At 67.2% G+C, this 25,159-nt stretch carries 23 protein-coding genes and 1 pseudogene; 11 read left to right on the forward strand and 13 right to left on the reverse strand.

Going from position 1 to position 25,159, the window contains the following annotated elements; all coding sequences use genetic code 11:
- Positions 1–217: 217 nt before the first annotated feature.
- From AC1VWI_RS06985 to AC1VWI_RS07010, 6 genes are all read right to left on the reverse strand, one after another.
- A complete protein-coding gene (locus AC1VWI_RS06985; RefSeq protein WP_499510059.1) occupies positions 218–604 on the reverse strand; it encodes a nuclear transport factor 2 family protein in 387 nt (128 codons plus the stop codon).
- Between the two features lie 578 nt (positions 605–1,182).
- The gene (gene lpdA, locus AC1VWI_RS06990) at positions 1,183–2,568 is read right to left on the reverse strand and encodes a dihydrolipoyl dehydrogenase (protein ID WP_499510060.1); all 1,386 of its coding nucleotides are present in this window, start codon (positions 2,566–2,568) and stop codon (positions 1,183–1,185) included.
- Positions 2,569–2,762: 194 nt separating this feature from the next.
- Complete coding sequence (locus AC1VWI_RS06995; RefSeq protein ID WP_499510061.1) at positions 2,763–3,359, reverse strand: TetR/AcrR family transcriptional regulator; 597 nt, start codon at positions 3,357–3,359, stop codon at positions 2,763–2,765.
- A gap of 234 nt (positions 3,360–3,593) precedes the next feature.
- The gene (locus AC1VWI_RS07000; protein WP_499510062.1) at positions 3,594–3,935 is read right to left on the reverse strand and encodes a GNAT family N-acetyltransferase; all 342 of its coding nucleotides are present in this window, start codon (positions 3,933–3,935) and stop codon (positions 3,594–3,596) included.
- A gap of 98 nt (positions 3,936–4,033) precedes the next feature.
- Complete coding sequence (locus AC1VWI_RS07005) at positions 4,034–4,948, reverse strand: NADP-dependent oxidoreductase (protein WP_499510063.1); 915 nt, start codon at positions 4,946–4,948, stop codon at positions 4,034–4,036.
- Between the two features lie 235 nt (positions 4,949–5,183).
- Complete coding sequence (locus AC1VWI_RS07010) at positions 5,184–6,227, reverse strand: zinc-binding dehydrogenase (protein ID WP_499510064.1); 1,044 nt, start codon at positions 6,225–6,227, stop codon at positions 5,184–5,186.
- A gap of 632 nt (positions 6,228–6,859) precedes the next feature.
- On the opposite strand from AC1VWI_RS07010, the gene AC1VWI_RS07015 reads away from it, so the two are divergent.
- Positions 6,860–7,489 carry a TetR/AcrR family transcriptional regulator gene (locus tag AC1VWI_RS07015; RefSeq protein ID WP_499510065.1) on the forward strand — a complete coding sequence of 210 codons (630 nt, stop codon included), beginning with the start codon at positions 6,860–6,862 and terminating at the stop codon, positions 7,487–7,489.
- Positions 7,490–7,549: 60 nt separating this feature from the next.
- Here the strand turns inward: AC1VWI_RS07015 and AC1VWI_RS07020 are convergent, their stop codons facing one another.
- Complete coding sequence (locus AC1VWI_RS07020) at positions 7,550–7,855, reverse strand: GNAT family N-acetyltransferase (RefSeq protein WP_499510066.1); 306 nt, start codon at positions 7,853–7,855, stop codon at positions 7,550–7,552.
- A gap of 590 nt (positions 7,856–8,445) precedes the next feature.
- Between AC1VWI_RS07020 and AC1VWI_RS07025 the strand changes: the two genes are divergently transcribed.
- Positions 8,446–10,413 carry a SpoIIE family protein phosphatase gene (locus tag AC1VWI_RS07025; protein ID WP_499510067.1) on the forward strand — a complete coding sequence of 656 codons (1,968 nt, stop codon included), beginning with the start codon at positions 8,446–8,448 and terminating at the stop codon, positions 10,411–10,413.
- A gap of 61 nt (positions 10,414–10,474) precedes the next feature.
- Positions 10,475–11,550 (forward strand): IS630 family transposase gene (locus AC1VWI_RS07030; protein ID WP_499510068.1). Its coding sequence is split into 2 segments (ribosomal slippage): positions 10,475–10,921 and positions 10,924–11,550, totalling 1,074 coding nucleotides; the frame shifts between segments, so codons are not numbered across the junction.
- Between the two features lie 72 nt (positions 11,551–11,622).
- On the opposite strand, the gene AC1VWI_RS07035 is transcribed toward AC1VWI_RS07030, so the two are convergent.
- From AC1VWI_RS07035 to AC1VWI_RS07045, 3 genes are all read right to left on the reverse strand, one after another.
- Entirely contained in the window at positions 11,623–12,639 is a 1,017-nt protein-coding gene (locus tag AC1VWI_RS07035; RefSeq protein ID WP_499510069.1) for an alpha/beta fold hydrolase, read from the reverse strand.
- A gap of 332 nt (positions 12,640–12,971) precedes the next feature.
- On the reverse strand, positions 12,972–13,640 hold the full coding sequence (locus tag AC1VWI_RS07040; protein ID WP_499510070.1) for a Type 1 glutamine amidotransferase-like domain-containing protein: 669 nt from the start codon (positions 13,638–13,640) through the stop codon (positions 12,972–12,974).
- A gap of 91 nt (positions 13,641–13,731) precedes the next feature.
- A complete protein-coding gene (locus AC1VWI_RS07045) occupies positions 13,732–14,145 on the reverse strand; it encodes a hypothetical protein (RefSeq protein WP_499510071.1) in 414 nt (137 codons plus the stop codon).
- 411 nt (positions 14,146–14,556) lie between these two features.
- Here AC1VWI_RS07045 and sigJ point away from each other — a divergent pair, with 411 nt between their 5' ends.
- Positions 14,557–15,432 carry an RNA polymerase sigma factor SigJ gene (sigJ, locus tag AC1VWI_RS07050; RefSeq protein WP_499510072.1) on the forward strand — a complete coding sequence of 292 codons (876 nt, stop codon included), beginning with the start codon at positions 14,557–14,559 and terminating at the stop codon, positions 15,430–15,432.
- Positions 15,433–15,528: 96 nt separating this feature from the next.
- Here the strand turns inward: sigJ and AC1VWI_RS07055 are convergent, their stop codons facing one another.
- Together AC1VWI_RS07055 and AC1VWI_RS07060 are read right to left on the reverse strand one after the other, a co-directional pair.
- The gene (locus AC1VWI_RS07055; protein WP_499510073.1) at positions 15,529–16,515 is read right to left on the reverse strand and encodes a nitrilase-related carbon-nitrogen hydrolase; all 987 of its coding nucleotides are present in this window, start codon (positions 16,513–16,515) and stop codon (positions 15,529–15,531) included.
- 351 nt (positions 16,516–16,866) lie between these two features.
- Entirely contained in the window at positions 16,867–17,316 is a 450-nt protein-coding gene (locus AC1VWI_RS07060; protein ID WP_499510074.1) for a MarR family winged helix-turn-helix transcriptional regulator, read from the reverse strand.
- Positions 17,317–17,659: 343 nt separating this feature from the next.
- Here AC1VWI_RS07060 and AC1VWI_RS07065 point away from each other — a divergent pair, with 343 nt between their 5' ends.
- Complete coding sequence (locus AC1VWI_RS07065) at positions 17,660–18,730, forward strand: alpha/beta fold hydrolase (protein ID WP_499510075.1); 1,071 nt, start codon at positions 17,660–17,662, stop codon at positions 18,728–18,730.
- Positions 18,731–18,884: 154 nt separating this feature from the next.
- On the opposite strand, the gene AC1VWI_RS07070 is transcribed toward AC1VWI_RS07065, so the two are convergent.
- A complete protein-coding gene (locus tag AC1VWI_RS07070) occupies positions 18,885–19,367 on the reverse strand; it encodes a hypothetical protein (protein WP_499510076.1) in 483 nt (160 codons plus the stop codon).
- A 1,109-nt stretch (positions 19,368–20,476) separates the two neighbouring features.
- Between AC1VWI_RS07070 and AC1VWI_RS07075 the strand changes: the two genes are divergently transcribed.
- The 6 genes and pseudogenes from AC1VWI_RS07075 to AC1VWI_RS07100 all read left to right on the forward strand — a co-directional run bounded on the left by AC1VWI_RS07075 (position 20,477) and on the right by AC1VWI_RS07100 (position 25,020).
- Positions 20,477–20,650: a PLD nuclease N-terminal domain-containing protein gene (locus AC1VWI_RS07075; RefSeq protein WP_499510077.1), complete on the forward strand. Its 174-nt coding sequence runs from the start codon at positions 20,477–20,479 to the stop codon at positions 20,648–20,650.
- A gap of 618 nt (positions 20,651–21,268) precedes the next feature.
- On the forward strand, positions 21,269–21,793 hold the full coding sequence (locus tag AC1VWI_RS07080; protein WP_499510078.1) for a cupin domain-containing protein: 525 nt from the start codon (positions 21,269–21,271) through the stop codon (positions 21,791–21,793).
- A gap of 152 nt (positions 21,794–21,945) precedes the next feature.
- A complete protein-coding gene (locus tag AC1VWI_RS07085; RefSeq protein ID WP_499510079.1) occupies positions 21,946–22,788 on the forward strand; it encodes an alpha/beta fold hydrolase in 843 nt (280 codons plus the stop codon).
- 388 nt (positions 22,789–23,176) lie between these two features.
- Entirely contained in the window at positions 23,177–24,283 is a 1,107-nt protein-coding gene (locus AC1VWI_RS07090; RefSeq protein WP_499510080.1) for a metal-dependent hydrolase family protein, read from the forward strand.
- Positions 24,284–24,480: 197 nt separating this feature from the next.
- Positions 24,481–24,690, forward strand: a pseudogene (locus AC1VWI_RS07095) (hypothetical protein); the annotation flags it as partial.
- A 66-nt stretch (positions 24,691–24,756) separates the two neighbouring features.
- Positions 24,757–25,020: a hypothetical protein gene (locus AC1VWI_RS07100; RefSeq protein ID WP_499517069.1), complete on the forward strand. Its 264-nt coding sequence runs from the start codon at positions 24,757–24,759 to the stop codon at positions 25,018–25,020.
- Positions 25,021–25,159: the final 139 nt, after the last annotated feature.

A 25,159-nucleotide genomic window follows, 5' to 3' on the forward strand; every position in this document is an offset into this window, starting at 1 on the left:
GGGTGCGCGAGAGAGGATCACGGGGTCGTGGACTGTTCGCATGCGGACAGCGCCGGAGTGGCCGACGGCGTTGGCGGCCACACCGGCGCCGATTCCGCTGGTCGTGCTCGTGACCTGTGCCGACTTGAGTGGGTACTGGAGCGAGGCCGCGTCTTCGGCCTCTTGCCGTCTCGTGACGGGTTGCCCAGCGCCCGGCAGTATCGACAGCGCGTTCGGCTCAGGTGCCCGGAGCGATCGCACAGGCCGACACGCAGACCCAGCCTGCCTCACGCTTCTGGTACGTGTCCGTGTACAGGGCTTCCTGGGCCGCTCCGTCGGCGAGCATGGTGTAAGTGGCGCGGCCGTGGATCAGGGCAACGTCACTGAGGATGCGGATCTTGACATCGTGCACAGCAAGATCCTTGAAGGGCCGCGGGTTGGCGATGTACTCGAGGAACTCGGCACGGTTGCGCGTGACACCCGGAGTCTGCACGACGAAGTCCTCGGCGAGCAGCTCGCTGAAGCGCTGGACGTCGTTGAACTGGTCCGAGTGGACGTAGTCGCTGTTGAGCTGATCGAGGATCGCCAGATCTTCGACGGTCTGCTTGGTGTTGGTGTCGTTCACTTTCTTGTTCCTTCTGTGCGTGTTGCGGCGTTCGCTGCAGGTGGGCTGTCGTCTCGGTGCCGTGTGCACGGCACCGGCGCGCACGGTTGCGGACTGTCGATCAGGTGCTGGTCGACGCGGCGAACGCGGCCATCAGGGAGAGAGACCACCGCACATGGGAATGCCTCGCGTTCGCCATGGAATGCGGCCGTCGCGATCCGGATGAAGCGGTGGACGGCTTTCGCGCGCCGCCGCCTCTTGGGAGCCCGGGCCTCGTGTGTAGGTCGGGAAGCTCCTGCTCCGAGCGAAGGCCACTGGTTGGGACGAACTCTCATCAAGCTTCTCAAGGACAAAACGGGACTGTCAAGTCCTCTTCCCCTTGAGATTCCCGATCGCTTTCCCAGAAATGGGCAGCTCAGAGGCGTCAAGCCTGGAAGTAGCGTCTAGGAGCATGGACTGTGTAGCTCTTCGTAGAAGAGGCGACCGTCGACGGGCAGCGACCTACGGACGGCCCGGGCGCCTGTGCGGTGCCGGCACTACGACTGAAGGGATGCTCGTGTAGGGCTCGGCTGCCACGCTTCGTGGTCGCCGCCGCAGGGTCAGAATTGCGAGTGCAGCGGTTTGCCTGTCAGCGCGAGAGCTGCCTCACCGAGCGCCGCACCCTGTGTCGGATAAGCGTGGACGAGGCCGGCAACGTCCTGAGGACGCGCTTCCCAGTTGTAGATGAGCTGCGCTTCCCCGATCTGCTCACTGATCCGGTCGCCGATCATGTGCACACCGACGACTGCCCCGTCCTTCCTCCGGACGACCTTGACGTGCCCTTCCGTTCTCAACGTGCGGCTACGAGCGTTGGCCGCGAGGTCGTAGACGACGAAGTCGACGTTCTCGGCCCCGTACGCCTGCTTGGCCTTGGCTTCCGTCAGGCCGACCGACGCGATCTCAGGGCGGGAGAACGTGACACGCGGGACGCCGTCGTAGTCGATCGGCACAGCAGCCTTCTTGGCCACTCGCTCGGCGACGAGGACGCCCTCGGCGAAGCCGACGTGTGCAAGCTGCGGAGTGGGGACCAGGTCTCCGATAGCGGAGATGGTGGGGACGCTGGTACGCATGTACTCGTCGACCATCACGTGCCCCTTGTCCATTACGACGCCGGCCTCCTCGAAGCCCAGGCCCTGGGAAACAGGGCCTCGTCCGACGGCCACGAGCAGGAGGTCGGCTTCCAGCGCCTTGCCGTCCGCCAGACGGACGCGGATGCCGTCCTGTGTGTACTCGCTGCCGACGAAGGGGACGCCGAGGTGGAGGGTGATACCCCGCTTGAGGAACTCCGTCTCCAACCGGCTGGAGACGGTCTCGTCCTCCGTCGGGACAAGGTGTGGCAGGGCCTCGACAACGGCGACCTGGGCTCCGAACGACGACCACGCGGAGGCGAACTCGACGCCGATCACTCCCCCGCCGAGCACGATCACGGACTTGGGGACGTAGTCGAGGGTGAGAGCGTGGTCCGACGAGATCACTCGCCGTCCGTCGATCTCCAGTCCGGGCAGGGTTCTTGGAACGGACCCGGTAGCGAGTACGACGTGGCGACCCGTGAGCCGGCGGCCTCCGACATCGACGGAGGTCGCTGATGACAGTCGGCCCTCCCCTTCGACATAGGTGATGCCGCGTGCGTCGACGAGGCCGGTGAGCCCATTGCAGAGGCTTGTGACGACGCTGTTCTTGTATGCGTGCAGGGCGTCCATGTCGATGCCTTGAAAAGACGAGCGCACCCCCATGTCGCGAGCCTGGCGGGCCTGATCGGCCAGTTCTGCCGCGTGCAGCATGGCTTTGGTCGGGATGCAGCCGTTGTGGAGGCACGTGCCCCCGAGCTTGTGGCGTTCGACCAGGGCGACGCTGAGCCCGAGTTGGGCTCCGCGCAATGCGGCGGCGTACCCGGCGCTGCCGGCCCCGAAAACGACCATGTCGTAGTGCTCTTCGTTGACGCTCATGTCATTGCTCCTTTGCGGTTTGCCGGGCGGTTGCCCGGCGGGCGCCGCCCCGGTTGTCGCGGCACCGCTTCAATGGGGGGGGAGGACCGGACGGCACGTGTGCCGTCCGTACTGGTCACGAGATGTGGCGCGCGTGGGCGGCAAGCCCGCACGTCCAGGCCGAACAGCTCTCCCGCTGCCTCGTGCACCGCTTATCAGCCCACGGTGTACGTCTTCACGTGGGCTAGTGCCATTTCCATGGCGATGCGCATCGGTTCGACGTCGCGTGTCATCTGGGCGAGCAAGTAGCTTCCCTGCAATGCGGCCATCACGGACACAGCGAGCTTTGCAGGATCGGCCTCCTCCTTGAGCGAGCCGTTCTCCTGCATCCGGCACAGGCCTGCCGTGATCAACTCTTGCCATTCGCCGAACTTCTCAGCGAGCAGGTTTCGGGCCGCGGGATCGTGAGGCGCGCGGGATCCGACGAGTGCACCCAGAGCGCACCCGTAGGCTCCGTCCTGGAGAGAGTTGAGGCGGATGATCGATTCGTTCCAGCGTTCCAGGGCCTGGAAGGAGCTCATCCGTTCCAAGTGCTGTCGGTCGCGATCGAGGATCTGCTGGGCCCGCAACTCGATCACACTGTGCACCAGCTCGTCCTTGTCCGGAAAATGGCGGTAGAACTGGGACTTGCTGGTCCCGCTCACCGCTCGCACGTCATCCAGGGTCACCGAGTTGACACCCTTGACGTAAAAGAGGTCTGCAGCGGCCTGGATCATGCGAACCCGTGCTATGGCTCCGCTGGTGATCGCCATTCTCTGCCCCTTCTGAGAGATCTGGAATCGATGGCGACGCGTGAGGGCGCAGTCCGGGGCATACCGTTGGCGCCGGCCAGCAATGCCACCGGCACCCGGCCCCATCTCCTGCCTTGCCGGCGGCCTCTCCCGGCCCACCGCGCGCCGCGGTCACCGCCTGCTCGCCCGGAGCCGGCGACGACTGCGGCAGCCACGTCTGCGCCGCCGCACCTCGTTCCGCCGCGGGCGGGCGCCTCAGTTGTGGGCATCGTCAACGGCCTGCGACCCGAGATCGAGGATCTCGCGGAACCGGGGGTGCTTCTCGATGAAGCGATCCACGACGGGGCACCGGTTGGTGACTGCCGCGTCTTCCTTCACCAGGTCGGACAGCGCCTCGTGCATCAACGCGGTCCCCAGGCCGCGGCCGCGGTAACCCTCCTGGACGTACGTGTGCGTCAGGCTGTACTGAGTGCCCTTGCGCTCGTAGGCGAGCAGCCCTGCATAGTTGCCGTTCTCTTGAACCTCGTAGAACCTGTTGTCTTCGTCCTTGAGGACTCGGATCGAGCCGCTCGTGTCAGTCCACAGCACCTTGGCCATCGCTGTTCCTGTATCTGTGCCGGCTCCGTCTGGATGACGGGGCAATCCTGTCGATCACCTAGTGGACTAGATCGTCCCCTTGGGGGGTTGATGAGCCTTCAGCGGACGCGGATGACGGTCTTTCCCCTGACCCGCTCGGTCGGATTGAAGGCCGCGACAGCCTCATCGAGGGTCGCGACGTTGCCGATGACCGTACGCAGCCGTCCGTCCCGCACCCGCTGGACCACCTCACGCAGCTGGACGCGATCAGACTCGACAACGAAGTCGATGGCCAGGCCGTCCGCAGGTCGCGCCTCCGGCGGGCCGGCGATGGTCACCAGCGTTCCTCCGGCTCGAATCAGGCTCGCGGATCGCTTCCCTATGTCGCCACCGATGACGTCGAAGACCAGATCAACTGCGCCGACGTCTTCCAGCGTGTCGTTGTCCAGGTCGACGAACTCCGTCGCGCCGAAGTCGAGCGCCGTCTGACGATCGGCGGCACGTCCGGTGCCGATGACGTGAGCACCCGCCTCGCGCGCCAGTTGCGTCACCATCGATCCGACTCCGCCGGCCGCACCGTGCACGAGGACGCTCTGCCCCGGCTGAAGACGCCCATGCTCGAACAGGCCCTGCCACGCCGTCAGGCCCGAGATCGGCAGACTCGCGCCCACCGTGAAGTCGACATCGCCGGGCAGCGGTGCGAGGTTACGTGCTTCGACGGCCGCATACTCCGCCAGCGTGCCGTCGCGGGTCCAGTCCGTGAGGCCGAAGACCCGCTGCCCCACGGACAGCCCCGTCGTGCCATAGCCGAGGGCACTGACCACTCCGGCGAGCTCATGACCGGGGATCGATGGCGTGCGGTCACGGCCCAGGCGGTCCGTCCAGTTCGAAGGCCACGTCAGCTCCCCTGGGGTGAATCCGGACGCATGAACCTCAACAAGCACATCGTTCCCCGCCGCCTCGGGCGTGGGGCGCTCCGCGAGCCTCATTCCGGCCGTTCCCGCGGCCTGATCGGTCACCACAATCGCCTTCATCGGGTACTCCCTGCATCCCGCATCGTCCGCATGCCACGCACGCCGAGCTACACAATCAAAGTGAACTAAAAGGTCCACAATTTTGGTTCGATCTGGACTCTAACAGCATACTCAAGTCGATGACTGGTCGAGATGGTCCCGTTCAGGGACGCCGGGCAGCCCACTCTCCCGACGCCGACGAGCGGGCGGCTGGCCACCGGGTGGGGACTGCGCCGCACCCCACGCGTGTCCGGGGTCAGGGCCTGATGAGCACCTTCAGGCTCCTGCGGTCCGCCATGTCCTGGTAGCCGGTCGGGACGCCGTCCAGGTCGGTGGTGGCGTCGAAGACCTTCCCGGGCTCAATGGCGCCGCTCAGGACGTCGGGCAGAAGTCCTTCGATGTAGGCGCGGGCCGGTGAGGGGCCGCCGGCCAGGCGGATGTTGTGACGGAAGAGGCTGCCGATGCCAATGGGTGCTTCCTCGTACTGAGGGGCGCCAACCCGGCTGATGACTCCGCCCGGCCGGATGATGGCGAGGGCTTGATCGTAGGCGGGCCTGGTGCCGACGGCCTCCAGGACCGCGTGCGGACCGTACCCGCCAGTGAGCTCGCGGACGGTTTCGGTGCCTTCCTCGCCGCGGGCGGAGACGACATCGGTCGCGCCGAACTCGCGGCCGAGGTCGGTGCGCGCCTGATGGCGGCCCATGAGGACGATCTGTTCGGCACCCAGCCGTTTGCAGGACAGGACCGCCATCAGGCCGACGGCCCCGTCGCCGATCACCGTGACGCGGGTGCGCTCGTTGACCCCGCCTGACACGGCAGCGTGGTAGCCGGTGCAGAGCACGTCGGAGAGCGTCAGCAGGGAGGGGACGAGCGCCGAGTCCGCGGGGACGGGAAGCTTGACGAGAGTGCCGTCGGCCAGAGGCACGCGGATGGCTTCGGCCTGAGCGCCCTCTTCCGCCTCGCCGTCCCAGAAGTTCGCCTGCGGGTGGACACAGGAGCTGTGCAGGCCCTCACGGCAGAACTCGCACGTGTTGTCCGAGATGCTCCAGGGGGAAACGACCAGGTCGCCGGGCGCGATGGTGGTCACCTCCGGGCCGGTGTCTTCAACGACGCCGATGAACTCGTGGCCCATCCGTGCGGGACCGTCCTCGGGCTTCAGCGAGGCGTACGGCCACAGGTCCGTGCCACAGACACAGGATGCGGTGATCCGCACCAGGGCGTCGGTCGGGTTCTTGATGACGGAATCGGGCACGTTCTCGACGCGGACGTCGCCGGCGCCGTACATGAGTGCTGCGCGCATCAGTGATGCTCCTTTTCCAGGTGGTGGCTGCGGGAGTGGTGGTGCGTTTCGGCTGACCGCCGACCGGAGAATGCCGCTGGTGGGCTTGTGCCGGCCTTCCATGTCGAGCCGACTTCGCCCCTGCTCCGCCAGCGTTGATTACGGAACAGAACTGGTTACCGTTTGGAGCGGAGCATCAGCTGCCAGTTGGACTGCGGAGCCTGTCGACGATCGCTACAGGAGTCGTTGCTCCGCTCAGAACGCCACCGATAATCGTCGGCCCGCCGTCCTCTTCCGTTATAACGCAAACGAGAGGACCATGTAGTCCATGTAGTGGGCGCCCGCGAATGTCGCCAACGTCGGAGTCCTCACCCTGCTCACGGGGACCCGTGCGTGCCGGCGCGGACTGCTGCCCGGAAGTCATCCGTGAGGGAAGTTGGACCCCCATTCGAGCGTTGCCACGGTTCGTACCCGGTGAGAGGCAGAGGTGGTCCATGATGACAGGCAAGTCGCGCGCGCCTGCGAAGGCCGCACCTCATGCGCTGGAGCCCCCAGTGGGCAGGGAGCAGCCGACCGATACGCCCGAGCGCGGGTCGGCACGGCCCTCGGACTCTCCCGGCAACCCGGTGATCGCGCGTAGTAATATCGGGCACATGTCCGTAGAAGATGCTCCAAGGCAGGAGCGGCGCCTGACCTCGCGTGGGGCTGTCACCCGTGACCGCATTATTCAGGCCGCTGCCGACCTTTTCTACGTGAGGGGCGTCAACGCGGTCTCACTCGACGACGTACGAGCGACGAGTGGGACGAGCAAATCTCAGCTGTATCGCCACTTCGCGGACAAGGACCAGCTTGTCCACAGCGTCATCGAACTGCGGGCCGGTCAAGTCCTGAACCGTGATCGCCAAATGCTGGAGCGGATGAATTCCATTCGCGCGCTGGAGCGATGGAGCGACAAGGTCATCCATCTCAACTCTTTGCAGAACGGTGCCTACGGGTGCGCGTTGGGCTCGCTCGTCAGCGCGCGGGCGGCGCAGGACCCGACGTCGAGGAGCAAGCTCGCCGAGACGTTCGCCGACTGGCAGCAGCTCATCTCGGCAGGCTTGAAGCGCATGCAGGAGAACGGCTCGCTCCGTCAAGAAGCGGACCCGGAGCAGCTCGCCACCGCCGTCATGGCCGCCTTGCAGGGTGGCTATTTGCTGGCTCAGACCGCACAGGACGTCGAGCCGATGCGCGTCTCCATGCAGATGGCGTTGAGCTACGTACGCTCCTACGTCGTGGACTGATCCGGATCCTCGACTCGATGCTTCGCCAGGCAGGCGGGCAGTTGGCGGCCGGCCGACTGGTCAGCTCGATGGAGGCGAGACCCAGGTGCCCGAATGTTTCGCGTCGACCAGGCTGACGTATTCGGGATTCTTGCGTATGAACCTGTCGACGACTGGGCAATAATTTGAAATGGTGTTTCCGTGGATACGCAAGAAGTCCAGGGTGTTCTTGATGAGGACGTTGGAGAGACCTTGCCCGCGGAATGCGTGATAGATGACGGTGTGCATCAATACGCGTCGATTGCCGATCGATCGATAGCCCATGTGACCGGCCGTCTCACCCGCCACGGAGATCTCGTAGCGATACTCCTTCTCGTTGTCACTCACCACCACAGACGATTCCGCGTCTGAAAAAAGAACGTCAGACATCTCAGCCCTCCGGTCCATCGTGAAAGCCCCATAATGGGAAAGTTGCCAGAAGTCGATCGGCGGGTGCCGTGAAGAGGTCCAGCCTCTGGACGAGTTGCTGCAAGGGCCGCCCACCCGAGCTCCGGCGCAGCGCGTTTCAGCCTAAGTGAAGTGGACGAAACAGTCCAGCCTGAGCACGAGTCGGCATCCCGTCGGCGCACGCCGTGACCCGCGAAGGACGGCTGCACCCGAGGAGGGGTCACCCCTCCGGATCCCGCACGGAACGACACCGGATGCCCCATCGATGGCACGCAGAGGCCGCTCCACCGACTCGCCGGCCATCGCGGGTACGCAGACCGCGGTCATGCCGCTCTCGACGACGCCCCCAGAGACCGTTCACGAATTCCGCCGCGGCGGCGGCAATCTCCTCACGGGTAAACCAGCTGTCGGCTGGGCCGCCGCTCAGCTTCGCGCCCGGCTCCCGCCGGACGCGACCTGCTCTGCGGCGGCAGATAGGATTGTTACGTCTATCGGGGTGATATCACTCGATAATGGTCAGGGAGCGGCAGATGGACGCCTCGGACGAACTCCTCCAGAGGGCCACACCGTCGGCTCTTTTGGCCCTGGACGGTGTCATCCGCCGTCTCAATGCCGCAATGGCCTCAGCGCTTGGCAGGCCGGAGGAACAGTGCGTAGGTCGCGGCTTCAGTGACCTGCTGTCCGAAGATCAGCGGATCTCGGCCAGGAGCCTGCTGGCGCACGGGGCGACGACGAAGCGGCTCGCGATGCGGGTGCTGGAATTCCCCGGGACGGGCGAAGCGTCTGTGGTCTGCCTGGTCGAAGCCCGGCCGGTAACAGACCCCGCAGATGGCAAGCGGCTCGTGTGGGTGCACTCGTTGGACGCGCGACATGACCTGGGCGCCCTGCTGATCCCGTTTGACCTCGCAGCCAAGGCCGCCGGCCTTGGCCTTTACATGTGTTCACCCGATGAGCACCAGATCGAGTGGCTGGGTGGCGAGCCCGGCCTGGCAACGCTCTTCCCGCAGGCGTCGATGTCCCTGCCCATGGTGATCCGGCGAGTGCACCCTGAGGACCGAAAGGACGTGCAGCGGCTTGTGCGCTCGTCCGTAGCCCAGTCCCCGTGGATCAGGTCGCGGTTCCACACCGAACACGACGGCTGGCGCATGCTGGCCAGCCAAGCCCGCCGGATCACTCTGGGATACGGCGGCCCCGAACGGGTCTTCGGGGTGATCCGCGACGAGTCCACGATGGAGGCGCACCGAAAGGACATGCTGGCTGCGGTGAGCGCTGAGCGGCAGCGCGCCGATGAGATCGCCGCGTTCTCCTCCGCCCTGTTCACTGCCGCCACCGAGCAGGAGTTGCAGCAGGTGGTCCTGACTCGGCTCGCCGCGGCTTACGGCGGCTTCGGCGCACTCTTCGCGCTCGTCGACGACGGGCGCCTGCAGGTCTCCTCGGACGCCGGGATCCCCACATGGCAGACCGATGCCCTGCTCGGTCTGTCGCTGGATGAGGACAGGCCGTTGCCCTGTGCGATCCGTACCGGTCAGCCGCAATTCATCGCCAGCCAGGAGGAGCTCGCGCGGTGTTGGCTGAGTGATTCACGTGCGGCTCAGGCACCGCCTGGCCCCGATGTCGCCATGTCGATCACCCCCCTCAGCCCACCGGGCGACCGACCCCTCGGGGCCTGGGCAGTGACGTACGACAGCAAGCGCCCTCCTTCCCTGGAGAAGCTCGCCTTCATGACCACTCTGGCCGATCTGGCGGGCCAGGCCTTGAGGCGCATCAGGTTGCAGCAGGCCCACGTCGAGCTGTCCACGGCGGTCCAGCAGAGCATGCTCCCCACGCTGCCCGAGCACCTCCCGGGCCTGGAGGTCGCCGTCCGCTATCAGCCCAGCCGGGACGGGCTCGATATCGGCGGAGACTGGTACGACGCGTTCTTCCTGCCCGACGGTGCGGTCGCACTCGAGATCGGCGACGCCCAGGGGCACGACGTCGATGCCGCGGTTTTCATGGGCCAGGTGCGCTCGTCGATGCGTGCGATCGCCGCCCACGAGCCCGAGCCGGGAACGGTGCTGACACGCACCAACGAGTTGCTCACCGCGATGGACGCACCACGCTTCGCCAGCTGCACCATGCTGCACGTAGATCCGCGTGACGGTCAGGTCATCGGCACCAGCGCAGGCCATGTTCCGCTGCTCCACGCACGCGACGACGGGAGCCACTGCATCCGCACTCTTCCCGGAGGACCCGTCCTGGGAGTCCTGCCCGATGTCGACTACCCCGAGGAGACCTTCACTTTGGAAGAAGGCACCGCACTGGTCATGGTCACCGACGGCCTGGTCGAAGGGCCGGGCCTGACGCTGGAAGCCGGACTGGAGCGAGCGGGAACGCTGGCCGGACGCGCCCTGCACGACCGGCTCGATGTCGAGGCGACGGCAGATCTCATCCTCGACGCCGTGGTCGCCGTAGACCACCTCGACGACGTGGCCGTGCTGGTCATCCGGCGCACCTACTGACTTGTAATGCGTGATGTCGTGGGGTGCTGACAGGTCGTGATCGTCGCGGTACACCACGGTCATGAGGTACGCGCAGGGTGGCGGGCTGACTGCCGAGCGGAGGGCATTTCGCGAGCGGATCCGTCTGGACGCGGGTGAGATGTTCGCGGCTGGTAGCGACAACGCCGAGGTGGCGAGGGTGCTGCGGGTGCATGTGCGCTCGGTACAGCGCTGGCGGCGGGAGTGGGTCGAGCGGGGTGATGCCGGTCTGGTCTCGAAGGGGCCGGCGTCGTTGCCCAAGCTCAGTGACGAGTTGTTCGTGAAGCTGGAGGCGGCGCTGGCTTTGGGGGCGGTAGCGCACGGCTGGTCTGACGAGCGCTGGACGCTCGCACGGATCCGGACGCTGATCGGGCGGATGTTCCACAAGAGCTACACCGTGCCCGGGGTGTGTCTGTTGCTGCACCGGCACGGCTGGTCGCCCCAGGTCCCGGCTCGCAGGGCCGTGCAGCGCGACGATGAGGCGGTCGCGACGTGGGTGAAGGAGACCTGGCCGGCCGTGGAACCACCGCGGCGGCGCTCGGCGCCTGGACCGTCTTCGCCGACGAGGCCGGGTTCTCGATGACGCCGCACACCGCCCGCACCTGGTCCCGCACAGGCCTCACCCCGGTGATCCGGGTCAACGGCGGCAGCAGACGTCACCTGTCCGTGGCCGCTCTGTGCTGCTACAAGCCCGGTCAGCGGCCGCGGTTGGTCTTCCGGCACACCGGTGACCGGCGGGCCGACGGCCGCAAGGGCTTCTCCTGGAAAGACTTACGAGACCTACTCACCGCCGCCCACACCCAACTCGGCGGACCGATCGTGCTGGTCTGGGACAACGTCGGCCTGCACCTCAGCCGCGCGATGCGCGCCTGGACCACGGCCCGGGACTGGCTCACGGTATTCCAGTTGCCAGCCTATGCACCCGACCTCAACCCCGTGGAGGGGATCTGGTCCAGCCTGCGGCGCACCAGCCTGGCCAACATCGCCTTCACCGACTACACGCACCTGGTCACCGCAGTCCGCCGGGGCCTACGCCAGATCCAGTACCGGCCCACCATCATCACCGGCTGCCTCACCGGCACCGGCCTCACCACAGACCCAAGCGACATCACGCATTAATCCTCAGTAGGAGGTGACCTAGGAGGTGCTCAGCTCGGAGACAAGTTGGAAAAGGCTTTTCGGCTGTGAAAGCTAATTCTGCAGGAAGGATTGCAGCATGGCTGTCACTTCCTGTGGCTTCTCCTCCGTCACGAAGTGTCCCGAATTTGTCAGGACTCGTCCGTCGACGTTCTCGGCGTAATCACGCCATTGGTCGACGATCATCCCACCGAAGGAATCCTGCGCGCCAACGGCGAGGATGGGCATCTCCAGTTTGCCCTGGCCCAGGAACTCCTTGTTCTGCTGAACGTTCGCGCGGAGCTGCCGGTATACACTCATCCACGCCGTCGTGCGGCCGGGCTCCTTCAGGAAGTGGGCGTAATAGTCATAGTCCGACGGCGTGAACGGTGACTTGTTGCCCACCAGGTACGCAGTGATCATTTCTTCGATGAAGACACGCTCGTGACCGGCGATGAGATGTTCGGCGAGACGCATCTGGAACATGCCCCAGTGCCACGGCGAGGGCTTGTTCGGGTCAACGTTCAGAACGGGGAAGCCGTAGGCGCTGTCATCCGCGATGGGGGCTTCCATCACGGCCATGCGGCGCACCTCCGACGGCCACTGCGCCGCGTAGGCGTAGGCGACCCACACGCCGACATCGTGGCTGACCACCTGGATGCCGTTGTTCAGTCCCAGCTGCTCCAGCAGCTGATGCACGTCCTCAGCCAATTGTGCGGCCTGGTAACCACTCTTCGTGACCTGTGAGTTGCCGGTGCCACGCAGGTCGACGGCGATCACGGTGTGAGTCATGGAGAGCGGGCCCATCTGCTGCCGCCACTCGGACCACGTCTGGGGGAACCCGTGGATCATCACCACGGGCGAGCCTTTTCCGCCCCGCATGTAGTGCATACGGAAGCCATTCACTTCCGCGTACTCGGACCGAAACCCAGCGGGTGGTTGAGATTGCGGGTAAGTCGATGGCGACGGCTCCACCATCGAACTATGCCGGCGGCTTTCGCCCCATCCTCCGGAGCCCGAGGTGACGGAGATTTCCAGGAGGGTCTTCAATGCCGTGATGAGCCTGTTGGTCTTTCCTGTTCCGATGCTCATTGATGCACCTACTTGGAGTCGCTACCTCGTTATTCCACACTAGACGTGTGGGTACGGTGCAGCCACCCATCGGTTCGGCACCGTACGTTGCCGAAGGCCTGATGCCACAGGTCGTCCAATACCCCCGGGAGTCACCGCCCGGCGGGTGCGGTGGTACGACGCGTTCTTATTGCCCGATGGTGCGGTGGCACTGGAGATCCGCCACTCACGCAGGAGGGGCGTCGACCCCGCGGCCCGTACGGCGACGTCGAAGGGCCGGCGCGTGTCGGCGTAGGCGATGACAAGGCGAACTCACCTAAGGCGAAGACTTCCTGCGGCCACCAGGGGCTGAGTCACGGATGGAACCGCCACCGGCCTTCGGAGACGACATCCACCTTGCCGTCCCTGACGCGAACGGCTGTCTCGTCGTCGATGAAGTAGATCGGAAAGTCCGCCCGCGCAACGATGCGATCAGCCCAGGCGTCATCCCGCTCGGGAAAATCCGGCGAGTACAGGTGGGGCTTGAGATACCAGTCGAAGAGGCCGAACGGCGGCTCCACGGTCGTCGCACCGAGCACGTGGAGGTCCGCAGTGTCCCCGATGACGTCGGCCGAATGCCCGGTGAGATGACGACTGAAGATCATTGATCCGGCGCTGACCCCCACGTAGACCCGGCTCTCCAGCGCCTCCAGGAAGCCGTCGGCCAGGCCGTTGCCCGTGATGCTGCGCGCAAGGTGGTAGTGACTGCCGCCCTCGACATAGATGACGTCGGCGTGGAGCAGCCGGTCGAGCACCATCTGCCGGGGCAGGCCGTTCAGCTCCAGGACGTCGAACTCCCGCCAGCCGAGGCCGTGCAGCCGGTTCATGTCCTCGACAACCCACCCGTGGTCCCCGGGCTCGGCGACCGACGCCGTGGGAACGAACACGACGTTCACCGATCCGAACGGCTTTCCCAGCATGTCCCGCAGCGCATCCCGCAGGGTCTCGTTGCGCAGGCCACTCGCCGTCAAGAGAAAGTTCATCCGGCGAGCCAAGCACGACCGGCGGGCGCGCGCAACGAACATCGGATCCACCCCCTCGTGGCCGACGGGGCCGGACGGCCCGACCATCGCCTCAGGACTCGTCGGCGAGGAAGTGTTCGGCGAGGGGGGTGCCGGCGAACTTCTTGTTCATCTCGCGGGAGAAGAGCAGCAGCGTGTTGCGCGGCCGATGGAGCACCGCGAGTTCCTGGGCCTGTCCGTCGGCGTTGCAGGTGACCGTGACGACGACCTTCATGGGCTCGCCGAGGACCGAGGCGTCGTAGATCTCGAGGAAGCCGTTGTCACCGAAGTCTCCGGTGAAGCCGAAGTCCTGGAACTCATACAGTTCGCGGGCCTTGACCACGATGGCGCGAACCGCTTCCGCGCCACGCGCGGTGCCGTTCATGGCGGCGCCTTCCAGTGTGACGTCCTCGGCCAGGTTGTCCAGCCACCACGGGTAGTAGCTGAGTCCCTGGCGGTCGGTGTCACTGCTTTCCGCGTTCGTCATGTCGTGTCTCCTTCGAAGCTGCGGCCGGGGCGGGCTTGCGTGTCGATCGGTTGCCGGTGGTTCCGGTGAACAAATAGGAGCATATGCTCCTATCTTGCCGACGACAAGCCTTCGATCCGGCTCGCGCGGGGGTGAGGCCACCGTCAGGGCCTCGGCACTAAGAGTATATGCTCCTATTGGTGAGGCCCGGTGAAACCGCTGGTCACATGTCGCTCGACGTTCCAGCAGAGGGCGCAAGCGCACGCTGCCGCCGAGGCGACATGTGCGCCGGGCCCTCGAGCGCGACCGACAGGTCTGCACGACATGGGCCTCTCTCAGCATGTACTCCCCGTGCAGGGAGGTGCTCACCTGAACACCGGGGCGAAGGAGGCCACGTCGATGGACGTGACGCATACACCCAGGCCACCTGGGATGCTCGAGAACGAGTGGGAAACCCTCCGGCCCGCCGTCTTCGGAGCGGCGTACCGCTTGCTCGGCAGCGTGGCCGATGCCGAGGACGTGGCCCAGGACGTATGGCTGCGGGCAGCCACAGCCGACCTACGCGACGTCCGTGACCTGCGGGCCTGGCTGGTCACGGTGGCGGCGCGACGGTCGTATGACATCCTCAAGTCCGCCCGCGCCCGAAGGGAAACCTATGTCGGGCCGTGGTTGCCGGCGCCCCTGCTGACGGGGCCGGACGCCTCTGAGCCGGTGTTGGTCGACGAATCCGTCGGATCCGCCATGCTCGTGGTGATGGAGGAACTGAAGCCGCCCGAGCGTGTGGCCTTCGTCCTCCACGACGTGTTCGGTTTCGAGTTCAGCCTGATCGCCGACGTGCTCGGCATCTCGGTGGCGGCCGCCCGACAACTCGCCTCACGAGCACGGCGGAAGGTGGCAGGGGCCAGGCAGCGCACCGTGGACGCCTCCCGGGCGGAGCGCGAGCACCTCATCGCCGCCTTCCGCAGTGCCTACGAAGAGGGGGACATGGCCGGCCTGGTGCGTCTGCTGCACCCCGATGCCGTATATGTCACCGACGGTGGCGGCAGGGTCGTCGCGGCGCGCAAGGTCATCCGGGGCGGCGCGCGCATCGCCATGGTGATGATGCGGGCGGGGCGCCTGTTGCGCGCGGACAGTATTGAGGTCATCGAGGTCGGAGGCGAGCCGGCGCTCCTCCTCCGCAGGGACGGGCGAGCCGTCTCCGTGGACACGGTGGAAATCGAGGACGGCCTGATCACCGCCTACCGCAGGGTCCTCAACCCGGACAAGCTTGCGCACGTGCGCTCCAAGGTCACACGGTGCTCTGCTTGACCAGCATTCTCGGCGAGGCCGGCCGGTCCGGACGCGCCGTGGCACCGGACAGGAGGCGTGCCAACCAGCGGCAACGCCTCCTGACGCGGGGTGGCCTCAGACTTCCGAGTGCAGGCCGTCGTTGGGTATGTGGACGCGCTGGACCGGCGTGTGGGTGCTGCGGTCAAGCAGCGGTGCGGTGGGGGTGCGGTCGATCTGCAGGTTGAGGAATTCGGGGCGGCCGTAGTGGCCCCGGGCGTCCATCAGGCGCTTGCGCCGGTCGATCATCGTGAGGTCCAGATCGGCGATCACCTCTCCCTCACCCGAGGTGAGCGGCTCGCCGATGATGCCGCCTTCGGGGTCGACGATGGCGGTGAAGAACCCTTGGGAGAACACCCCGGCCGGGGCACCGGTGTCCGCCGCGAGCTGCGCCCGTTGGTCGGCGTCGAGCCAGGCGGTGGCGTTGACGACGAAAGCGGCCGCCTCCAGCGCGTGCTGACGGATGGCCACCTCCATCTGCGGCGCGAACTGCGGACCCCCGAACGCGCCGGGGAACATGGCGGCGTGGATCTGCTCACCGTCGGCGATCAGGGCGTAGCGGGCGAGGGGCTGGTAGTGCTCCCAGCAGGCGAGCTGGCCGACGCGACCGACGGCGCTGTCCACGGCACGCAGCCCGGAGCCGTCGCCCTGCCCCCAGACCATGCGCTCGTGGTACGTCGGCGTGATCTTGCGGCGGCGCTGGAGCAGCGTGCCGTCGGCGTCGAACAGCAGCTGCGTGTTGTACAGGGAGCCGCCATCACGTTCGTTGACGCCGATCGAGACGACCACGCCGGCTTCGCGGGCCGCCGCGCCGATCGCATCCGTGTCGGCGGACGGCACGGTCACCGCCTCCTCCATCAGCCGCAGGTGCTCCTTGGCCATGGTGTAGGGCGGCTGCACGAAGGAGAAGTAGGGGTAGTACGGGACAACGGTCTCCGGGAAGACCGCGAACCGGACACCCTTCCGTCCCAGCTCTCGGATCTTCTCCACCACCTTCGCGACCGTGCCCGCACGGCTGTAGAGCACGGGGCTGATCTGGACGGCAGCTGCCTTCACAAGGGTCATGACGTGGTTCCTTCTCACGATGCGGGGTCGGCGATCTCTCGGCGGTTGCGATGACCGGAGGCGGCGCTCGGCAGGCACTGGAAGCGGCCGCTTCAAGGGGCCTGGAGTCGGGGAAGCGCTGAGCTGCGCGCTGACCACTCTCTTCGGGCGGCCGCGGAGGGCCGCCATCTCACTAATAGGAGCATATGCTCCTATTGAGTGAAGGGCAAGGCCCTCTCACACGCCCTCGCAGGTCTTCGCCCGCCATGCCGGGTTCGAGGTCCACAGCACGGCCGAGGCATAGCTGCACGGCGCTACCGCGAAAGACCTCGCCTGTGGGCGACGGACCGCCCAGCACGACTCAGTCGCAGTTCACTCAGCCCAGGGATCGAAGCCGGTGTCGAGGACGGCATCGAGGAAGGCGCGCATCCGGGCCGCGTTCTCGGCACCGAACTCCTTCTCGAATTCGGCCTGCACCCCCTCCCACCGCGGGAGTGCCGCCTTCATCCGGGCCAGGCCGGCGGGCGTGACGGCGACGATGCGCGCACGGCGGTCGGTTGCCGACGGTTCGACGGTGACGAGTCCTTCGCGAGCGAGGGGCTTGAGGTTGGAGGCCATGGTCGTACGGTCCATGGCGATCACGTCGGCGAGGGCGGTGATCGTCATCTCCTCGTGGACGCTGAGCTGCTGCAGGATGCTGAACTGCGTCGCCCGAAGACCGAGCGGGGCCAGCGCCCTGTCGTACGTCGCGCCGAGGTACCGCGACGCCTTCCGCAGCGCCAGGTTGTTGCACAGGTCCGCCTTCGACGTGGCACTTGTCATTGCGTCCTCCACAGGCTCCCCTGCATTATACGAGTATCTGCTCTTAATTGGGAAGATCCATCATCGGTGCCGCGCGGTACCACCCCCTCCGGAATGACCCAGAGCACACCGCATCACCCTTCCAAAAATAGGAGCATATGCTCTTACATGTTCCTCGTATGTACATGCGTGCCGCGTACAGGGACGCAAGGCGGCTCGTACAGGCGCAACGCCACGCCATCGGGCACTGCCGGCACCCCGTCGCCGGGCGCCTTTCCCCGCCGGCGCCGTTTGATCACCACCACAAAAGGAACCGAGTGTGAACCCCTCCCCCATCGAACCGCCCGGCCAGGTTGGTCCAGGCATGCCGTCATCGCGCCCGGACCAGCCGCCGCGCCAGGTCTCCCGGCGCGCTTTCGTCGGCGGCGCGGCAGCCGTCACTGCCGGTCTCGCGCTCACCGGTGTCTCCGCTCTGCCCGCCACGGCCGCTCCGCGGCCGACCCCGAAGGGCTTCGGATCCGTGTCCGGTGTTCCCGGGCTCCCCGAAGGGTTCCGTCGGACGTTCACCAGCCGGCTCATCCAGGCCGGTGGCATACGTCAGCACGCCATCGTCGGCGGCGACGGGCCGCCCCTGCTCCTGATACACGGCTGGCCGCAGAACTGGTACGCCTGGCGCATGATCATGCCGGTGCTGGCGCGGAACCACACGGTCATCGCCGTGGACCAGCGCGGCATCGGGCTGACCGACAAGCCCCGGGACGGCTACGACACCGCCACCCTCGCGAACGATCTGGCCGCGCTGATGGACACCCTCGGCCACGAACGCTTCGCGGTCGTCGGCCATGACACCGGCATGCCGATCGGCTACGCGCTCGCAGCGGACCATCCTCACCGCGTGGACCGTCTCGCCGTCGCGGAAGCCGTCATTCCCGGTGTGACGCCCTCACCGCCTCTGCTCGGCCCCGCCCAGGCCAACAACATGCTCTGGCACTTCCCCTTCAACCGGCTCGACGACGTCAACGAGCTCCTGGTCGCAGGCCGGGAGGACGTCTACTTCGGCTGGCAGCTCGACACCAAGGCCGCACGGAAGCTGCCCGACTACGCCATCCGGTACTACATCGAGTCCCTCACCTCGCACCGCCACGCCCTGGGCGGCAGCTTCGGCTGGTACCGCGACCTCGACACCACCTTCGTGCAGAACGCCGACCGCGTGAAGCGACGCCTGACCATCCCCGTCCTCGCCATCGGTGGAGCGCAAAGCGTCGGAGAGGGAGTGACGACCACCATGAAGCTCGCGGCAGACGACGTGCAGTCCCTGGTCATCCCGGGCAGCGGCCACTGGGTTGCCGAGGAGGCCCCGCAGGAACTGCTGGCGGCGCTCACCACTTTCCTGGCCCCCTACCGCGCCACCGCCGCGGCGAGGAACCGCCGGTAGGCGCCGCAAGGGCGACCTGGACCGTCTGCCGCGTGGTCGATGTCCCGCGGGGCGCCGGGCCGCATGCGCTCCTGGCAGGGTGCGGGTGCCGGGGCTCACATACCCCGGCACCCGCCGCGACTTCACGAGGTACTTGTCAGCGCTAGGGTCCCTGTCACCGTGCGCCACTGCGCAGGTAGGCGCGATCGATCGTCTGCCGGACGGAGTTGCCGGCCGCGTCCTTCGCGGTGACGCGCAACGTCACATACGCGTCGCCGTGCACCTTGGCCAGCCGCTGCACGGTGGCGGTGAAGCCACTGCCCTTGGGGGCCGTACGTGCCGTGGCCCAGGTCTTCCCGTCGTCGTAGTAGGTCTCGACCGAACGCCGCACGCCGCGCGGTGCCGCCATGCCGTCCTGCATCCGGACGTTCAGTCCCAGGTCGTGCGTGCGCTGCGAGCCGACCGCGTTGCGGGCGTCGACCGGCACGGCGTAATCGACGTGGAGCAGCGGCAGCAGCGTCGTGTCGGCGGCGGCACCGGAGCGGAACGTCCACGAGGTACGGGTGCCGGCGCCGAAGCGCAGTCGTCCGACACCCGGGTGGTCTCCAGGTCCAGCCGGTACTCGGCATCGCCCGCGGGCACCTCGATGTCGCCCCACGTGCCCTGGCTCGACTCGGCGATCTGCTGTCCGTCGCGCTAGAGCACAGCGGTGGCGGTGTCGTCCACCAGGTCCGCTCCGGCGCCGCGCGCGCCCGCTCCTCTGCCCCAGTCGAGCCAGTTCATGAGCTGCACGACAGAATCAGTGGTGTCCCAGCACATGTCACTGGTATCCGCATGTCGCGGATGCAACATGTCCCAATGACGCCACGGCCACGGGACGTCGTGGTGGCGGCGGCACGATTCGGCCGGTCGACATCTGCAGCGGCGGGCCATCCGCATCGCCGGCCACGTCCGCTTCGACGCCCTCGAGTTGACCAGGCCGTGGGGTCGCCCGGCCGCGCGCCGACCCGGGACGGAGGGCCTCATGGACCGGGCGGAGAAGACCGCGATCTCACCGATGGACACGGCGACACAGACCGTCGGTCGCACCCGGGAAACGGCCGGCACCCGCCCAAGGGATCGCGTCGCCGATCTCGGTCGCCGAATCAACGGCCGACGTCGACCGGGCGACAACTGTCGCCCTCACCGCCTTCCAAGGGCCGTAGCCGCGGATGCTGACTGACTCCGCGTCTTCCAACTGCCCGCCCACAAGCCCGAGTCGAAGTGGCGAGAAGGAGTCCGGTCCCTGGTCGAGGACGGCCTCGGCAATCGGGCAGGGGATGCGAGGGCGCGCGGGGCTGCCGGGACGGGGCAGGCCGGCGGCCAGGCACCAGTCCCTTGGCCGGCACACCGGCCCCAGGGATGTTCCGCCTCCTGCCAAGACGCGCTTGGCCGATGGCACGCGAGCGCCCCTTCGTCAGCAAGTCCCTGCGCACCCGTCACATTGGCGGTGGCTGTCTCGTCCACCTGAGGAAGTGGCAGCGGAGCGGGCCTGCGGATCGCGCCGCCCGGCCAACTCCTGACCGTATTCGCTCAGGGGCAACGAAGTTGCCTGGCTGCGCACCGAGCCACCCGTAACGATCACAGGAAGGGCGGAATCATCGTGACCACAACTACCGGGCACGACAGGGGATCTGCCGGACTGCCTGCGGTAATCACTGCTGCGGCACAGGAGATAGCCCCATGACGACAGTGCTGGTATGCGCGATATACGCGATAATCGCGGTGTTGTACATCTATGCTCTGATCGACTGCATCAGGACCCCCGCAGCCCGCATTCGCATGCTGCCCAAGGCAGGCTGGCTCGTCATCATGGTCCTGACCCCGCTCCTGGGCGCCATAGCCTGGCGGAACCTGGGCAAGCGGTCCCTTCCTGTCGAGGTCCGGCCGTCCACGGACTGAGCTCGGCCACTCGCCGCGCCCTTGTCGGGTCGCAGCGCCGATCACACCCTTCGCCCATGACTGCGACCAGCACGGTCGCTTCGCGGCGGACGGCAGGCTGTCGCGCCCCTGCGCGGCTCACGACCCCATCCGCAGTGGGGTGACGAAGGCGCCAGGCAGCGCTCCGAGCCATCCGCCTCGCAATCACGATGAACCGAAAGGCCGCGAATGAAATTCCGCAAGGTAATTGCCCGGGTCGGTTGGGGCGTTGCCGGGCTCCTGTGCGACTTCGCGATCAGTTACGGGTTCGTACCTGCTTCAGTACGGCCCCTGTCCCGAGCGGCTGCGGAGCCGGACGGCTCCTCGCGGTCACGCCCGGGACGGTCGACGATACGTATGCCTTGATCGCGGAGACCCCGGGCACGGGGTTGCCCTGCACGATCCAGATGTGATCACTCCGCGCATCCTCGCGCGGAACACCGGCTGTTGGCGGATCGAAGGCGCTCCTCTCCGCCGAGGCGCCTGACGCTCCCCCTTCCCGGCCGGCCGGCGGCATGCCCAGTTTCACGATGCGTCACAGGTCCGCTCGGGCGGCTGGGACGCCTTCCATGTCAATCCCAGCCAGACTTCGAGGGACCGATGACCTTTTCCTTGGCCGATCTCGACTCACACGACCCGCACTGGAACAAGCGCGGCGCGTTCCACGTGCCGTCAGGCAAGGGCCCGACGGTGTGGGCCGCGGGTGACGTCTACACGATCAAGGCCACGGGCGCGCAGACCAACGGCGGGATGGGCTTCATCGAGGCCACGGTTCCGGCCGGCGGCGGACCCGTTCCTCACGCGCACCCCGAGCAGGAGGAGACGTTCTACATCCTCGACGGGGAGTTGGAGTTCCTCGACGGGGACCATCTCTTCACCGCGGTCGCGGGCGACTTCATCCACATCCCCCGGGGGGTCCGTCACCGCTTCAAGAACAAGGCCAGCCACGCCGCAAGGATGATTTTCATCTTCACGCCTCCGGGGCTGGAACAGATTTTCGTCGATCACGCCCTCCCCGCCAGGCCCGGTGAGGGGCCCCCGTCGGTCATCGACGACGACCAGCTCGCCCGGTTCGACATCATGGCCGGGCTGGCGAAGTCGATCATCCTTCCAGAACCCTCCTGAACTCCACACCCCCCCGGCCCGACCGCGTTGCGGCAAACGAAGGCGCCAGGTGCCCGTCATGCAGGGGGGCATCCGCCGCCAAGGCCCGCGCTCACCTGGTCATGGCCCGACTTCCGGGCAAGTGACCGCCATCGCACACAGGAGAACCAAACATGCTCGAAGGATTCGAACACGGCTATGCCGAGGTGAACGGCACCCGGCTGCACTACATCACCGGGGGCGAGGGCGAGCCGCTCGTCCTCATGGACGGATGGCCGCGCACCGTGCACGCTCTGCGCGAACTCCTCCCCCCACTGGCGCAGCGCTTCCGCGTCATCGCCGTGGACTACCGCGGGCAAGGCGCGTCGGACAAGCCCGCCGGCGGCTACGACAAGAAGAACATGGCGCAGGACGTCTACGAACTGATCCGTGGCCTGGGCCACGAGCAGGTCAACATCGCCGGCGGGGACATCGGGGCGATGGTCGCCTACAGCTTCGCCGCCAACCACCCCCAGGCCACGAAGAAGCTCGCCATCTGGGAGGGCGGACCCTTCTCCCAGATATTCCTCGACGTCATCAGCCCCTTCCCCACCCCGGAACAGCCGAACGCCTGGTGGTATCCGCTGAGCCAGGTCGACGGCCTGCCCGTCAAGCTGCTGGCGGGACGGTTCCGGCACATCATCGACTGGTCGACCGAGCACCTGGCGCTCCACCCGGAGCGGATCAGCGAGGAAAGCCGTGCCCTGTACGCCGCGGCTTACGACGCGCCCGAAGCGGTGGCTGCGGCCTTCGGCGTGTACCGGACGTTCCACCAGGACCTGGCCGACAACAACTCCTACCCGCCGCTGACGATGCCCGTCCTGGGACTGGGTGGCCAGTACGTGGCCGTGGTGCAGGCGATGATGGAGGGCAAGGCCACCGACATCCGCTTCGCCACCATCGCCGACAGCGGTCACTACATCGCGGAAGAGCAGCCTGCAGCGCTCGCCGCCGAGCTGGAGAAATTCTTCGGCTGACGCCGTCGCACGCTCACGGCGCGGTCGTCACACCAGTGGGGGCACCGTCGTCTTCCTGACGGGGCGCGGACCTTGCGGGGGTATCGGGGACGGCGGCAGCAGCCTCACAGGCGGCAGTCCTCGCCCACCGTGCGTCCCGGGCGGCGAAGCATCCCCCATCAAGGAGCGACCCCCGCACTGCCGAAACGGGGCCGTCGGCGGGGCTCCCGTGCGAACTCCCTCGTCGACCTGGCAAGAGTCGAATTCCGCATGTGCCGAGGCGCCGAGCGACCCACGCCTTCCGATCGGAGAAATACTGTTGAATTCCTTTGCCCTGCATGCCGGTTCGATGTTCGACGGATACACCCTGTCGGGTCCGGCCACTGTGCATGTTTCGGGGGACCGTATCGTGCGCGTCGACCGAACCGGCGCGCTGCCCGTCGACGGCAGCGTGGTCATCGACTTCGGCGTCTCGGCCTGTCTGCTGCCCGGCCTGATCGACACTCACGTCCATCTCGCCTTCGACGCAGGACCGGACCCCATGACGTCCCTGGTCTCCGCCTCCGACAGTGACCTGCTCGCACACATGCGGGCCGCCGCCCAGTCCGCCCTACTGGCCGGCATCACCACGATGCGCGACCTCGGCGACCGCGGCTACCTCTCGCTGACTCTCGTGGAGGAGATGACCGAACACCCGGAGCGGGGTCCGGAGATCCTGGCCGCCGGCCCTCCGCTGACCACGCCCGGCGGCCACTGCCACTTCCTCGGCGGCGAGGTCGAGGGCGCCGAAGCACTCCGTGCCGCCGTCCGCGAGCGTCACACCCGCGGCTGCACCGTCGTCAAGATCATGGCCAGCGGCGGCCACATGACACCCGGTTCGGTGCCGCCGCACGCATCCCAGTACAGCCTTGATGACCTGCGTGCCGTCGTGGACGAGGCGCACCGCCTCGGGCTGCCGGTGGCTGCCCACGCGCACGGCATCCAGGCCATCAGCGACGCCGTTGAAGCGGGCGTCGACAGCCTGGAACACGTCTCCTTCCTCAGCGCCGACGGCGTCGCCACCGACCCCGATCTCATCGACACCATCGCAAGGAAGGGAACCTTCGTCAGCCTGACGCTGGGCCTGGCCCCCGGACAAGCCGTCCAGCCGCCGAGGGCCATGACCGCGCATGCCATGTCCGCACATGTCAACAGCGTCTTGGACACGTACCGCAACCTGCACAAGCACGGTGCCCAGGTCGTCATCGGATCGGACGCCGGCATCGGGCCCTGGAAGCCCCACAACGTCCTCCCCCACGGCGTGGCCGACCTCGCCCGGCTGGGCGTCGCGCCGCTGGACGCGCTCAGGTCCATGACCAGCTCGGCGGCCCGCCTGTGCCACGTCGAGGGCCGCAAGGGCCGCATCTCCGTCGGTGCCGACGCGGACCTTCTCGTCGTGGGCGGGGACCTTGCGCATGATCCCGCAGCCGTCCTCGACGTTCAGGCAGTCTTCCGCGCCGGTACCCGCGTGCGGTGAGCTGACGGTCTTCCGCCGGACCGATCTCTCCAACATCCGGCCGACGCCGCTCGCCGAACGGACGGCAAGCACCGTCCGTCTGCGAGCGGCAACCGGTCACGACCGCCGACCAGCCAAGACGGCGGCGCGGCACCTTGGCCAACGTGCAAGGACTGGCTGCCGCACAACCGCGCCGGAAGAGGCCTTCCGGGTCGCCCGTGACAACGTTGATTCGACAAGCCGAGGTCGTATTCCGGTCATGCGACGGCACCCGCACCCGGCTACTCCACCGCGCTGCTGAGTCACCGCCTCGGAGACGACCTGGTCGCCCTCGGCCACGCCCCGACCTGATCACCGGCGACGACCCGGCCGGACACAGGGAAGGCGCCCCGTACGACCGGGTCATCGCTACCTGCGGCGTCCTCACCATCCCCGAGCCGTGGATCACCCAGACGTGCCCCGGAGGTCAGATCCTCGCCGCCCTGGGCGGCTGGATGCACGCCCCGGAACCGGCTCGCCTCACCGTCCACGACGACGGCACCGCGACCGGACGGCTCCTGGACGGGCCGGTCTCCTTCCTGCGCGCCCGCCCCCACCGGCCTCCGCACCTGGGCGTGCCCCCCGACACCGACGGCGGCCCCGAACGCATCTGGGACCCCATCCGCCACGCCCAGCCGTCCGCCAGGAAGCAGCACCAGGAGAGCCCGCTGCCGCCCGACGCTCATGCGCGCCGAAAGCCAGAGCCTCACCGGAGCTGAGCCGGCCCCCGGGGCGAGGCGGCGCCGCGAAGTCCCGCTACTGCGTCACACGGGGTTTCGTCGCGGTCTCCGTACGGGGACCGCACTTCCCCGACGGGCGAAGGCCGCCCAGCGGGGCGCGTGACCACGCGAGGACGTT

The organism is Streptomyces sp. TOM-9, from assembly GCF_056858595.1.

Excerpts from the sequence above, each read along its gene's own strand:
- lpdA (WP_499510060.1), bottom strand. The coding sequence starts at position 2,568 with ATGAGCGTCAACGAAGAGCACTACGACATGGTCGTTTTCGGGGCCGGC.
- AC1VWI_RS06995 (WP_499510061.1), bottom strand. The coding sequence starts at position 3,359 with ATGGCGATCACCAGCGGAGCCATAGCACGGGTTCGCATGATCCAGGCC.
- AC1VWI_RS07000 (WP_499510062.1), bottom strand. The coding sequence starts at position 3,935 with ATGGCCAAGGTGCTGTGGACTGACACGAGCGGCTCGATCCGAGTCCTC.
- AC1VWI_RS07005 (WP_499510063.1), bottom strand. The coding sequence starts at position 4,948 with ATGAAGGCGATTGTGGTGACCGATCAGGCCGCGGGAACGGCCGGAATG.
- AC1VWI_RS07010 (WP_499510064.1), bottom strand. The coding sequence starts at position 6,227 with ATGCGCGCAGCACTCATGTACGGCGCCGGCGACGTCCGCGTCGAGAAC.
- AC1VWI_RS07015 (WP_499510065.1), top strand. The coding sequence starts at position 6,860 with ATGTCCGTAGAAGATGCTCCAAGGCAGGAGCGGCGCCTGACCTCGCGT.
- AC1VWI_RS07025 (WP_499510067.1), top strand. The coding sequence starts at position 8,446 with ATGGACGCCTCGGACGAACTCCTCCAGAGGGCCACACCGTCGGCTCTT.
- AC1VWI_RS07035 (WP_499510069.1), bottom strand. The coding sequence starts at position 12,639 with ATGAGCATCGGAACAGGAAAGACCAACAGGCTCATCACGGCATTGAAG.
- AC1VWI_RS07040 (WP_499510070.1), bottom strand. The coding sequence starts at position 13,640 with ATGAACTTTCTCTTGACGGCGAGTGGCCTGCGCAACGAGACCCTGCGG.
- AC1VWI_RS07045 (WP_499510071.1), bottom strand. The coding sequence starts at position 14,145 with ATGACGAACGCGGAAAGCAGTGACACCGACCGCCAGGGACTCAGCTAC.
- sigJ (WP_499510072.1), top strand. The coding sequence starts at position 14,557 with ATGCTCGAGAACGAGTGGGAAACCCTCCGGCCCGCCGTCTTCGGAGCG.
- AC1VWI_RS07055 (WP_499510073.1), bottom strand. The coding sequence starts at position 16,515 with ATGACCCTTGTGAAGGCAGCTGCCGTCCAGATCAGCCCCGTGCTCTAC.
- AC1VWI_RS07060 (WP_499510074.1), bottom strand. The coding sequence starts at position 17,316 with ATGACAAGTGCCACGTCGAAGGCGGACCTGTGCAACAACCTGGCGCTG.
- AC1VWI_RS07065 (WP_499510075.1), top strand. The coding sequence starts at position 17,660 with ATGCCGTCATCGCGCCCGGACCAGCCGCCGCGCCAGGTCTCCCGGCGC.
- AC1VWI_RS07080 (WP_499510078.1), top strand. The coding sequence starts at position 21,269 with ATGACCTTTTCCTTGGCCGATCTCGACTCACACGACCCGCACTGGAAC.
- AC1VWI_RS07085 (WP_499510079.1), top strand. The coding sequence starts at position 21,946 with ATGCTCGAAGGATTCGAACACGGCTATGCCGAGGTGAACGGCACCCGG.
- AC1VWI_RS07100 (WP_499517069.1), top strand. The coding sequence starts at position 24,757 with ATGCACGCCCCGGAACCGGCTCGCCTCACCGTCCACGACGACGGCACC.